Annotated in this window: 9 protein-coding genes; 1 reads left to right on the forward strand and 8 read right to left on the reverse strand. The window is 70.2% G+C overall.

Going from position 1 to position 11,965, the window contains the following annotated elements; genetic code table 11:
- Positions 1-8 precede the first annotated feature (8 nt).
- From AC5020_RS00600 to AC5020_RS00635, 8 genes are all read right to left on the reverse strand, one after another.
- Positions 9-1,847 (reverse strand): ABC transporter ATP-binding protein, encoded by a 1,839-nt coding sequence (locus tag AC5020_RS00600; RefSeq protein WP_464986797.1) that lies wholly within the window; start codon positions 1,845-1,847, stop codon positions 9-11.
- Positions 1,844-2,935: an ABC transporter permease subunit gene (locus AC5020_RS00605; RefSeq protein ID WP_464986798.1), complete on the reverse strand. Its 1,092-nt coding sequence runs from the start codon at positions 2,933-2,935 to the stop codon at positions 1,844-1,846. Before AC5020_RS00605 ends, AC5020_RS00600 begins: the two co-directional genes overlap by 4 nt.
- Positions 2,932-3,912 carry an ABC transporter permease gene (locus AC5020_RS00610; protein WP_377018575.1) on the reverse strand — a complete coding sequence of 327 codons (981 nt, stop codon included), beginning with the start codon at positions 3,910-3,912 and terminating at the stop codon, positions 2,932-2,934. Before AC5020_RS00610 ends, AC5020_RS00605 begins: the two co-directional genes overlap by 4 nt.
- Positions 3,913-3,919: 7 nt before the next feature.
- Positions 3,920-5,590 (reverse strand): ABC transporter substrate-binding protein, encoded by a 1,671-nt coding sequence (locus tag AC5020_RS00615; protein WP_464986799.1) that lies wholly within the window; start codon positions 5,588-5,590, stop codon positions 3,920-3,922.
- Between the two features lie 406 nt (positions 5,591-5,996).
- Positions 5,997-7,088, reverse strand: a complete 1,092-nt coding sequence (locus tag AC5020_RS00620; RefSeq protein ID WP_464986800.1) for a LacI family DNA-binding transcriptional regulator — start codon at positions 7,086-7,088, stop codon at positions 5,997-5,999.
- A gap of 94 nt (positions 7,089-7,182) precedes the next feature.
- Positions 7,183-8,076, reverse strand: a complete 894-nt coding sequence (locus tag AC5020_RS00625) for a carbohydrate ABC transporter permease (protein ID WP_464986801.1) — start codon at positions 8,074-8,076, stop codon at positions 7,183-7,185.
- Entirely contained in the window at positions 8,073-9,083 is a 1,011-nt protein-coding gene (locus AC5020_RS00630) for a carbohydrate ABC transporter permease (RefSeq protein WP_464986802.1), read from the reverse strand. Before AC5020_RS00630 ends, AC5020_RS00625 begins: the two co-directional genes overlap by 4 nt.
- A 3-nt stretch (positions 9,084-9,086) precedes the next feature.
- Positions 9,087-10,547: an ABC transporter substrate-binding protein gene (locus tag AC5020_RS00635; protein WP_464986803.1), complete on the reverse strand. Its 1,461-nt coding sequence runs from the start codon at positions 10,545-10,547 to the stop codon at positions 9,087-9,089.
- Between the two features lie 284 nt (positions 10,548-10,831).
- Here AC5020_RS00635 and AC5020_RS00640 point away from each other — a divergent pair, with 284 nt between their 5' ends.
- Positions 10,832-11,818, forward strand: a complete 987-nt coding sequence (locus tag AC5020_RS00640) for a sugar-binding transcriptional regulator (RefSeq protein WP_464986804.1) — start codon at positions 10,832-10,834, stop codon at positions 11,816-11,818.
- The last annotated feature ends 147 nt before the right edge of the window (positions 11,819-11,965 follow it).

Here is an 11,965-nt window from a genome sequence, read left to right on the forward strand (position 1 = left end):
GGGGTCGCTCAGGCGCCGTGGACGCGCCCGGGGTTGGGGATCGCGTCGAGCAGACGGATCGTGTACTCGTCGCGCGGCTGCCGCATCACCTGCGCGGTGGGGCCCTGCTCGACCACCCGGCCCTCGTGCAGCACGAGGATGTCGTCGGTGATCAGACGGGCGCTGAGCAGGTCGTGCGTGATGTACAGCAGCGACATGCCAGTGCGCTCGCGCAGGTCGCGCAGCAGCGCGAGCACACCGGCCCGCAGGGAGACGTCGAGCATCGAGACGGGCTCGTCGGCGATGATCACCTGCGGGTCCGCGGCCAGCGCCCGGGCGATCACCACACGCTGGCGCTGCCCGCCCGAGAGCTGATGGGGGAGCTTCTTCGCGTACTGCTCGACCGGCGTGAGGCCGACGGTCTCCAGCAGCTCGAACACGCGCCGGCGGGCGCCGTCGCGATGGACGTCGGTGAGGTTGGCGATCGCCCTGCTGAGGGTGTACTCGACCGTGTTCAGCGGGTTCAGGGCCGAATACGGATCCTGGAACACCATCTGCACGGTGCGCCGCAGATCCCGCAGCCCGCCCCGGCGCAGCGCACCGACGTCGACCGGTCCCAGCTGGATGCTGCCCTCGGTGGGCTTCTCGACCCCGGTGATCATTCTCGCCAGCGTCGACTTCCCGCTGCCGGACTGCCCGACCAGCGCGGTGGCCCCGCCCGGGGCGAGCGTGAAGCTGACGTCGTCGACCGCGAGTACGGGCGCGGCGCGGCGCCGGGGCGGGGCGTAGCGCTTGGTCACGCCCTGGACGCGGAGCTCGGGGCCGTCAGGGACGGCCAGGCCCGAACGGCGTGCGGAGCCGGCGACGCCCGGTGCCGGCCCGTCGGCCGTCGATCCGGGATGCGGCGGCGGGGCCGACGGGTGGTGCTCGGTCGACGGATGATGCTCGGCCGACGGGCCATTCCCGGCCGGCGGCACCTCACCGTGCGGGGAGGTGGCGCGCAGCTCGGGCGCCTCGAACCCGGGCAGCGAGACGTGCTCGGCGCGGGGATCGGCGAAGTGGCTCAGCAGCATCTGGGTGTACTCGTGCTGCGGCCGGTGGAGGATCTCGGCGCTGGGGGCGTCCTCGACGATGCAGCCGTCGTGCATGACCAGCACGCGGTGCGCTGACTCGAGCACCACGCCCAGGTCGTGGCTGATGAGGATGGCGGTGAAGCCCTCCTCGGCCTGCAGCGCCCGGATCGTGTCCATCACCGCGTGCTGGACCAGGACGTCCAGCGCGGTGGTGGGCTCGTCGAAGACCATCAGCTGCGGCTCCAGTGAGAGGGCGAGCGCGATGGTGATGCGCTGGCGCATGCCGCCGGAGAGCTCGAAGGGGTACCGGTCCAGCACCTCCGGGCCCAGGGACACCCGGCCCACGAGCTCCTCGGCCCGCTGGTCGCGGCGGCCGCTGGCGACATGCCCGTGGGCGGCGAAGATGTCGTGGAAGTGCTTGCGGATCGTCCGCACCGGGTTCAGCGTGTTCATCCCGGCCTGCAGCACCATCGCGAAGCCGCCCTGGCGCTGTGTGCGCAGGGCCTCCTGGCTCATGTGGGCGATGTCGACCTCGCCGAACATCACCCGCCCGCTCTCGATACGGGCAGGCGGCTTGGCCAGTGCCGTCAGCGCGAAGCCCAGGGTGGACTTGCCGGAGCCGGATTCGCCTACCAGGCCGATGAACTCCCCGCGGCCGACGTCGAACGAGACGTCCTTGACCGCATGGGTGGGGCGTGCCCCCACCGGTTCGTAGACGACGGAGAGGTTCTGGACGCTGAGCAGGGGTTCGACTTCTGCCGTGGTGTGCTGCGTCGTGATCGGAGCGGTGCTCATCGCCCGGTGCTCCCTTCCCGCAGACGGGGATTGCTGATCCCGTCGATGCCGAAGTTGATGAGGGTCAGGGAGGTGGCCAGCAGGGCGATGCACAGGCCCGGGGCGAACAGCAGCGCCCACTGACCGGTCAGCATGGCGTTGGAGTTCTGGGCCCAATAGATCATCGTGCCCCAGCTGACCACCGTGGAATCGCCCAGCCCGAGGTACTCGAGCCCGGCCTCGGCGAGGATCGCGGCGGTGGCGGAGCCGAAGAAGCCGCCGGCGATGATGGAGGTCATGTTCGGGAGGATCTCGCGGAAGATGATCCGCGGCGCCCGCTCGCCGGAGAACCGGGCAGATTCCACGAAGTCGCGGCTGCGAAGGGTGCGTGTCTGGCTGCGCAGCACGCGGGCTCCCCACGCCCAGCCGGTGACGGCGATGACCACGATGATCACGGAGATGCCGCCGTTGCTGAGATACGTGGCGACGACGATCATCAGCGGCAGGCCGGGGATGACGAGGAACAGGTTGACGATGAAGTTGACGACGTCGGCCAGGATCCCGCGCATGTATCCCCAGGTGAGGCCGATGATCACGGAGATCACCGTGGAGATGCCGCCGGCCCCGAAGCCCACCAGGAGGGAGATCCGGGCGCCGTAGATGACCTGACTGAGCACGTCCTCCCCGGCGGCCGTGGTGCCCAGCCAGTGCTGGGCGGAGGCGTCGAGGTTGCGCTCGAAGGTGTTGTCCTTGGGGTCGTAGGGTGCCAGCAGCGGCGCCAGCACGGCCAGCACCACGAAGATGCCCAGGATGATCAGGCCGATGCGGGCCTTGCGGTTGCCCCAGATGGTGCGCAGTCCGCCAACGAGGGCCGCCAGGGCGGGGTGGCGCTGCGCGGTGGCGTCGGCCGCAGCGGCGGATCCGGGGTCGCCGGGAGCCCCGTGGTCGCCGGCTGGTCCGGGGCGGCCGACGGGGCTCGGGCTCCCGTCGGGCCCGGGACGGCCGGCGGGGCTGGTTCCCGCGGGACTGCTGGCCCCGACGGGACCGGCCATCCCAGGAGCGTCCTCGCCCCCGGGATTCGATGGGGTGCGGTCGGTGGGTGCGTTCATCGCCTCGTCCTCGGGTCGAGAATGCCGTACAGGATGTCCACGAGCAGGTTCGCCACCAGCACGCTGACCGTGATCATCAGGAAGATCGCCTGCATCAGCGGGTAGTCCTGGCCGGTCACCGCGTTGAACAGGAGGAACCCGATCCCCGGGTAGCCGAAGACCTGCTCGACGAGGATCGAGCCGCCCACGACACCGCCCAGGGCCATGCCGAAGCCGGTCAGGTTCGGCAGGATCGCGTTGCGCGCCGCGTACTTCAGCGCCACCGTGCGCCCGGGGATGCCGTTGGCCTCCGCGAAGGTCACGTGGTCCTCGCCGAGGGTGGTGATCATGGCGTTGCGCATGCCGATGATCCAAGCGCCCAGCGACGTGATCAGCATCGTGAAGGCCGGCAGCGCCGCGTGGTAGATCGCATCGAGCACGAACTCCAGGGACAGTCCCGGCACGGTGGTGGCGGAGTACGCCCCGAAGGTGGGGAACAGGTGCAGCACGTATCCCAGCAGGAACAGCAGCAGCAGCGCGGTCCAGAAGTAGGGGAAGGTGTTGATGAAGCTGCCGCCGACGGTGGGCAGGGCATCCAGCCAGGTGCCGCGCTTCCACGCCGAGAGCACACCGATCAGGGTGCCGATGACGAAGGCCGCGACGGTCACGAGGCCCACGAGGATCAGCGTGTACGGCAATGCCTGGGAGACCAGACCGCTGACGGGCTCGGGGTAGAAGGCGTAGGAGACACCGAAGTCCAGGGAGAAGATCTGGCCCAGATAGTCGACGTACTGCTGGAGGATGTTGCCGTCGGGCACCCCGAGTTGGGCCTCGACCGCGCGCCGCGTCGCCTCGGTGACGGGCCCGTTCTGGGAGAGCTTGGCGATGGCGGCGTCGGCGGGGGAGCCGGGCATCATCCGGGGGAGCAGGAAGTTGATGGTGATGGCGGCCCACAGGGTCAGCAGGAACCATCCCAGGCGTTGCAGGGCGTATCTCATCGGGGGATCACTCGCCTTCCTGGCCGGCGCGGCGCACTCTGGTCAGCACCATCAGCGGTGAGGACCCATAGGTCTGCAGCGGTGCGTAGGGGTCCTCGGCGGTGGGCCAGCCGGTGAAGCGGCCGTCGTTGTACAGGCCCCACAGCCCGCCGTAGTACATGGCGATGACAGGGAGATCCTGGTAGAAGATCCGTTGCAGCTCGTGCAGGATCTCGGTCTGCTCCTCGGTCGCGACCGAGGCGCGGTATCGCGTGATCAGGTCGTCGACCTCGGGGTTCTGGTACCGGATCCGGTTGTTCTGGGTGTCCTCGCCGATGGGGGCGTAGTACTCGCCCGAGAGCAGGTTCGTGAAGCCCTGGAAGGCGTCGGAGCCGTTCGACGAGCCGCAGGCGACCTGATAGTCGCCGCTGGTCAGGTTCGCCTCGTAGGCGGCGGCCTGCGGCGCGTCGATGGTGACCTCGATGCCGATCGCCCCCAGCTGGCTCTGGACGGCCTGCACGGCCCGCAGCCAGTCGGTGTACCCGTTCGGGGTGGAGAGCGCGAAGGTGAACGGTTCACCCTCCGGGGTGAGCATCGTGGTGCCGTCGTACGTGAACCCGGCCGCTTCGAACGCCTCGATGGCGGCGTCGGTGTCCTGCTGCAGGAAGCTGCGGTCCGGGAGCTCCGGGTTCAGCAGGTCCTCCTGGTTGGGCAGCAGCATCCCGGACTGGCTGGCCGGCCCGGTGTATCCCTCGACGGCGGCCGAGGCGATCTTCTCGCCGTCGATCGCCAGGGCGAGGCCGCGACGGACGTCGGCGCTGTCGAAGGGGGCCACGTCGTGATTCGGATGCAGGCCGATGATCCCGCCGGGCGGGAACCAGTACTTGTTGTGCTCGTTCGCCGCCATCCACGTGTTCTCGACATCGCTCATGTACGAGTACGCCCAGTCGTAACCCTTGGTGACCAGGTCGAGCTGCTCGCTGGCCGCGGGGTAGACGAGGTGGGAGATGTCGATCGACGCGGCCTGCCAGTAGTCCTCGTACCTGTCGAGCGTGTACTGCAGCGAGGTGAAGTTGCCCAGTGCGAACGGCCCGGAGCCGACGGGCTCCTCGTTGCGCCAGGTCGAGGGGTCCTCGACCCCTTCCCACAGGTGCCGGGGGACGATGATCGTCTTGCCGATCACGGGCAGGGCGGGGGTGTCCGGGGCCAGCAGGGTGAAGGTGATGGTGGCCCCGTCGGTCTCGATCGACTCGAGCCGGCCCCACACGCCCGCGGTGTCATTGGCCGGGAACTCCTGGAGCATCCGGAACGTGTAGGCCACGTCGTCGCTGGTCAGCTCGGTGCCGTCGTGCCAGGTGACGCCCTGGCGCAGAGTCATCACGATCTGCTGCGGGTCCGGCTGCTCCCAGCTCTCGGCGAGCCACGGCTCCAGTTCCCCGTCCAGCGGATTGATCCAGATCAGCGGCTCGTAGATGATCGTCGCCGCCGTGCGGGCATTGGACTGGTACGGGTTGAAGTTCGCGGTGAACGTGGGCGTGCCCTTGTCCCCGGCGATGAGCATGGTGTCGTCGCCGATGGTGGGATCGGGCCGGCTCGTGATCTGCAGGGAGCATCCCGAGGCGACGAGCCCGGTGATGCCGAGCGCGCCGCCGGCCAGCAGGGTGCGCCGGCCCAGGTTCAGGTGTGGTGCAGATGCCACGTCGTCACGTCCTCACGCCGTCGTTGTGAACGATTCCGCTCCGGGGGCCGAGGTGCCTCCAGCAGTGGAGACGCCTCCGGGAGCGGAGGTGCAGGGGCCGGTGCCCGCCGCGTCGCGGGAGGAACCTGCCTGCCGGTGTCCGTGCGGACCGGGGCGCCTCCTCCATCACCGGCATCGGCGCTCCGTCGTACGGAACGGTGTGACTGTATGCGCTTACATGCCGCTCGTGCAACCCCGGAGCGCGACGGGCAGATCGGACCCGGGCCCCGCCGGGATCCGTGAGCGCGTTGGTATTCATGCCGTGAAGCAACAGGGTCACGGATCTCGCGGTGCCGTTCGCCGCCGGGAGGGTGCGGTGGCCGTGACGGTCGCGGGCATGGGCGGTGCAGCGGGAGCCTGCCCGGGCTCAGGTGGCGGGCGCGGCTCTGCCGCTGCTGTCGCGCAGGAGCACATCGACGGGCAGCTGCAGGTCGAGGGGCTCGGCGTCGGGATCGGCGATGCGCCGCAGCAGGGCTTCGACGGCGCGGATGCCGAGGTCGGTCATGGGCTGGCGCACCGTGGTCAGGCGCGGCCGGCTGTAGCGGGCCTCGTCGATCCCGTCGAAACCGGTGACCACGCACTGCTCGGGCACCCGGATCCCCGCCTCCTGGAGCGCGGCCAGGGCGCCCAGGGCGCTCTGGTCGTTGGCCCCGATCACGGCCCCGGGGACCCCGCTGCGCAGCTGCTCGCCGAGCGCGTCGTACCCGCCCTGCCAGGAGAAGTCGGCCAGGACGCGGTGCCACGGGCCGTCATGGGAAGCCACCGCGTCGTGGAAGCCGAGTTCGCGGGCCGTGGCGTCGGGGGAGTTGGGCGGGCCGGCGAGATAGACCACGGGGCCGGGCGGCTTCACCGTGAGGATGTGCCGTGTCAGGGCGGACATCCCGCCGCGGTTGTCGACCCGCACCGAATCGGTGGCGCCGCGGATCTCGCCCGCGACCAGGACCAGCGGGACGCTGCGGGCGGCGCGTTCGATGAGGTCGTCGGGCACCGTGCGGGAGACCACCGCGAGCCCGTCCACCCGGCCGGTCAGGTCCCGCAGCACCACGTCACGGCTCACGCTGGTGCCGGCCGCGATCAGCAGGGCGTACCCGTCGCGCCAGGCCGCGGCCTCAGCTCCCTGGACGAGCTGTTCGAAGTAGCGGTTGCGCAGGGGGCCCGCGTGGGAGTCGTCATGGTCCTCGAGGAACTCGACCTCGCCGTCGACGTCCGTCGGCCGGCTGCTGGTGGCGGGGATGTCGTGGCCGGGGATCAGCAGGCCGAGCACCCCCGTTCGTCGGCCGGCGAGCCCTCTCGCGCTCGCGTTGGGCACGTACCCGAGCTCCTGCACGGCCGAGAGGACGCGTTCCCGGGTGCCGGCGGCCACCTTCTCGGGTCCTCGCAGCACCCGCGAGACCGTCGCGATGGACACTCCGGCATGCTCCGCCACGTCATAGACGGTGGGTGACTTCTTCAGCGGCACGACGGATCCTCCGGGGCGGTGCACGAGCGGCACCTCGGGCTGTGGCGGGAACTGTCGCACGGTACCCGAACCCTCGCCCGGTCGATCACCCGGCCTACTTCACCGCACCCATCGACAGTCCGCGCACCAGCTGCTTCTGGGCGATCCAGCCGGCGAGGACCACCGGCAGCGAGGCCAGCACTGAGGCGGCGGACAGCCGCGCCAGGAACAGCCCCTCCGAGGTCATGGTGGACATGAGAAAGATCGGCACCGTGGCGGCGTTGGCGGCGGTGAGGTTCAGGGCGAAGAAGAACTCGTTCCACGCGAAGATCACGCAGATCAGGGCGGTCGCCGCGACGCCCGGGGCCACCATCGGCAGCAGCACGGTGCGCATCGTGCGCATCAGCGTGGCCCCGTCGATGGAGGCCGCCTCGAGCACCTCGCCGGGCACCTCGAGGAAGAACGAGCGCATCATCCACACCGCGATCGGCAGATTCATCGCCGTGTACAGCACGATCAGCGTCAGGATGTTGTCCAGGATCCGCAGCTGACCGGCGATGACGTAGATCGGCATGATCACCGCGACCACCGGCAGCATCTTGGTGGAGATGAAGAAGAACAGCACGTCCTGGGTGCGCTTGATGGGGCGGATGCTCACCGCGTACGCCGCCGGCACGGCCAGGATCAGCACCAGCAGCGTGGAGACGCCGGTGGCGATCACCGAGTTGACCAGATAGGAGGCGGCCCCGGAGGAGCCGATGATCGAGGAGTACTGCTCCAGGGTCGGGGTGAAGAAGAAGGTGGGCGGGTTCGAGGCGGCCTGCGACTCCTGCTTGAAGCTGGTCAGCACCATCCACGCCACCGGGGCGAAGAAGATCAGGCCCGCCGCCCAGGCCAGGACGGTGAGCATGGTGCCGCGGGCCCGTCCCGTCGGCCGTCGCCGCCTGGGCTGGGAGGCGGCCGGTGCAGCGGCGGGGGTGCGCGGGGCGTCGGCGGTGACGGCACTCATGACTGCTCCTTGGAGTTGATGCTGGTGAAGATCAGGCGCAGCGCGAAGGTCGCGATGATGATCGTGGCGATCACCGTGATCACGCCCATCGCGGCGGACTGGCCGATGTCGAAGCCCAGGAACGCCCGCTGGTAGATGTAGAAGGGCAGATTGGCGCTCGCGGTGCCGGGCCCGCCGGCGGTCATCAGGTAGATCTGGTCGAACGTGTTGACCACGTAGATCGCGCCCAGCAACACCGAGAGCTCGAGGTAGAAGCGCAGGTGCGGCAGCGTGATGTGCACGAACGTCTGCCACATGGTGGAGCCGTCCATCTGCGCGGCCTCGAGCACGTCACCGGTCTGGGACTGCAGCCCCGCCAGTAGCAGCAGCATCATGAACGGCGTCCACTGCCACACCAGCGCGATGAGGATCGAGAGCAGCGGCAGCTGGCTGGTCCAGTCGATGGGGGAGATGCCCACCAGGGAGATCAGCCAGTTCACCAGCCCGTAGGTGGGGCTGAACATCGAGATCGACCACAGCATCGCCCCGGCCACCGGCATGATGAGGAACGGCGTGATCAGCAGGGTGCGCACGATGCCGCGGCCGGTGAACTTCCGGTCCAGCAGCAGCGCGAGCCCCAGGCCCAGCACCATCGAGACGCCCACGCAGCCCAGCGTGATCAGCACCGAGTTCAGGGCGGCGGTGCGGAAGGTGGAGTCGACGAAGATGTCGAGGTAGTTGCGCAGGCCCACGAACTCCTCGCCCTCGGGGCGCAGCAGGTTGCGGGAGCGCAGCGAGTACCAGATCGTCAGCAGGAACGGGATCTGGGTGCAGATCACCACGAACAGGAACGCGGGGATCAGCGGCAGGCGGCGACGCCACCCGTCGGCCCGGGAACCGTCCTGCCCGCGCGGTCTGCCTCCGCGGGATCCGTCGGCCGATGAACCTGCCTGCGAGGCGAGTGAACCGGTGCGCCCGGTCCCGCCGGTGCGTGGGGCGTCGGCCGGGGTGTCGGTGGCTGCGCTCATCGTTCAGCCCTCCCATCCGTAGGTGCGGGCGACGGACGAGGCGAAGGTCTGGGACTGCGCCAGCGCCTCGTCGACCGTCTTGGAGCCGGCGATCGCGGCGGAGAACTGCTGGCCCACGCGCGTGCCGAGATCCTGGAACTCGGGGATGACGACGTTCTGCAGCCCGTCGTAGGGCACCTCCACGGTCATCGCGTTCTCCTGGGTGGCGTTCTCCATCGAATCCAGCGTGGGTTCGGCGTAGTTCTGCGAGAGCTCCGCGTACTCGGGGATCTCGTAGGTCGACAGCCGCGAGCCGGGCGGCAGCGCCTCCCAGCTGACCTCGTTGCCCACCAGATCGAAGTAGTCCGGATGGGTCATCCAGGCGATGAACTCCCAGGCCGCGTCCTTCTTCTGGCTGGTCTCGGGGATCGCCAGCGCCCAGGAGTACAGCCAGCCGGCGTACTCGGTCCTCTCCGTCGGCCCCAGCGCATAGGCGGTCTTGCCGACGACGGTCGAGGAGCTGGGGTTCTCCACCCCGGAGACCATCGAGGAGGCGTCGAACCACATGGCCGCGTTGCCCTGGCTGAACTGGGTCAGGCATTCGCCGAAACCGGAGGTGGCGGCGCCGGGCTGGCCGTAGGAGCGCAGCGTGTCGACGTACATGGAGACTGCCTCGTGGACTTCTTCGGAATCCAGCCGCGGGGCCCAGTCCATGTCGAACCAGCAGCCGCCATAGGTGTTGATCACGGTGCTCATCGGCGCGAGGTTCTCGCCCCACCCGGCCAGGCCGCGCAGCGCGATCCCGGCCATGCCGTTGTCGGGATCGTGCAGCGCGGAGGCGAACTCGCGCAGCTGATCCCAGCTGGGCCGCTGCGGCATCTCCAGACCGGCCTGTTCGAACAGGTCCTGGCGGTAGACCAGGAACGCGCTCTCGCCGTAGAACGGCACCGAGTACATCGAGCCGTCCACAGTGAGGGCATCGCGGATGGTGGGTACGAAGTCCTCGGGGGCGTACCCGTCGGTTCGGGCGATGTAGGGCTCGAGGTCGGTGAGCCAGCCGTTGGGCGCCCACAGCGGGGTCTCGTAGTTGGAGATCATCACCACGTCGAACTCGCCGCCGCCGGAGGCGACCGAGGCGGTGATCTTCGCGCGGGCCTCGTTCTCCGGCAGCGAGACGAAGCGGACGTCGATGTCCGGGTGCTGCGCGGTGAAGTGGTCGATGAGGCTGGTCGCGTCCTGCATCTGCGGGTTCGACACGATCGCCACCACGATCGATTCGCGCCCGGCCGACGCGGGGGCGCAGCCGGCCAGGCCCAGCCCGGCGGCGCCGATGCCTGCGGTCAGGCCCGCACCGAGCAGGCTCCGACGGGAGGGCCGGGTGAGAGGGCTGCGTGGTGGTGACGCCTTCGGGGTCGACCCCGCGGCGCGGGTCGAGGCGCCCGGCGGGTGGGCCTCGCGGGGCGGATGTGGTCGGCGGTGTCCCATGCGCTGTTCTCCTCTGAACGGCTCGAGGCTGGAGTCTCGGGGGAGCGGGTCGATCAGGTCTCTCGGGCGCCTCCGGCGTCCGTGCCGCGGGAACGGTCGCTCCGGCGCGACCGCCGCGGACGGCGATGTCTCCGCTGGAGGATGACTGCGGCCGACGGCCTTGCCGGTGCTCACAGATGATCGCTCGAAATGCTCAACTGAGAGTGAGCGTAGTCATATACGCTCACGTGAGCAACAGTTGTGCGACAGATGATCGCTATCCCCAGGTGGCAGGAGGTGCCGGCATGGCGCAGGACGATGCGGCGGTGAGCGAGGTGGCGCCGGCCGGCGACCGCTCCGAGGCGACCGCTGTGTCCGTCTCCCTCAAGGTCGCCCTGGCGACCGAGTACTACGTCGAGGGCCGGCCGAAGGTCGAGATCGCCCGACGGCACGGGCTGTCCCGCTTCCAGGTGGCCCGGCTGCTGGACGAGGCGCGCGACGAAGGCATCGTGCGTATCGAGATCGTCGACCCCGCGGCCGCCGGCCATGACCACGCTCAGCTCGCCCAGCAGCTGGGCATCGCCTCGGTCACCGTCGCCGCGGCCCGCCCCGGTGAATCGATGCGCGCCGCCATCGCCCGGCAGGTGGCCCGGCTGCTGCCCGCCCGCCTGCGCGAGGGCGGCAGGCTCGGCGTGGCCTGGTCCCGGACCCTCATGCACCTTCCCGAGTCGCTGGACTCGCTGCCTCCGTCCGACATCGTCCAGCTCGTCGGCCCGCTCAGCGCCCCCGGCTACTCCACCGCGCACTCCTCGGCCCTCGTCCACACCCTGGGTTCCTTCAGCGGCGGCCAGGTCTGGGCCCTGCCCACGCCGCTGATCGTCGACTCTGCGCAGGTCGCCGCCTCGCTGCGGTCCATGGACGAAGTGCGCACGGCGCTCGATGCGGCCGACAGCCTCGACGTCGCGGTGGTCTCCATCGGCGCCTGGTCCCCGGGGGCCTCGACCCTGTGGGCCCGCCTCGCCGAGAGCGAGCAGCGCCGTGCGCAGGAGGCCGGAGTCGTGGCGGAGACCTGCGGCATCCTGCTGACAGGCACCGGGGCGGTCTGGCACTCCGCGATGGAGGACAGGGTGGTCGGCGTGCGCCCCGACCAGCTGCGCCGGGCCCACGTGATCGCGGCGGCGCCCGCCGTGGGGCGGCCGGAGGCCGTCGTGGCCGCTGCCCGCTCCGGTCTGGTCGATGACATCGTCCTCGCCCCCGACCTCGCCGACCAGGTCGCTGCACTGCTGGAGTGAGGAGCGCCGCGCCGCCGGCGCGCCGGCCGGCCACGTACCGGGGGTGCGAGTGAGGGGCGCCGCGCAGCCGGCGCCTTGCCCGGCCTTGTGCCGGGGGTGCGAGTGAGGGCCGCCGCGCCACCGGTGGCCGGCCGGCCACGCCTCGAG

The sequence above is a fragment of the Brachybacterium sp. SYSU DS0246 genome, assembly GCF_059391765.1.

Coding starts and splice junctions, on each gene's coding strand:
- AC5020_RS00640 (WP_464986804.1), top strand. CDS start 10,832: ATGGCGCAGGACGATGCGGCGGTGAGCGAGGTGGCGCCGGCCGGCGAC.
- AC5020_RS00610 (WP_377018575.1), bottom strand. CDS start 3,912: ATGAGATACGCCCTGCAACGCCTGGGATGGTTCCTGCTGACCCTGTGG.
- AC5020_RS00600 (WP_464986797.1), bottom strand. CDS start 1,847: ATGAGCACCGCTCCGATCACGACGCAGCACACCACGGCAGAAGTCGAA.
- AC5020_RS00625 (WP_464986801.1), bottom strand. CDS start 8,076: ATGAGTGCCGTCACCGCCGACGCCCCGCGCACCCCCGCCGCTGCACCG.
- AC5020_RS00605 (WP_464986798.1), bottom strand. CDS start 2,935: ATGAACGCACCCACCGACCGCACCCCATCGAATCCCGGGGGCGAGGAC.
- AC5020_RS00630 (WP_464986802.1), bottom strand. CDS start 9,083: ATGAGCGCAGCCACCGACACCCCGGCCGACGCCCCACGCACCGGCGGG.
- AC5020_RS00635 (WP_464986803.1), bottom strand. CDS start 10,547: ATGGGACACCGCCGACCACATCCGCCCCGCGAGGCCCACCCGCCGGGC.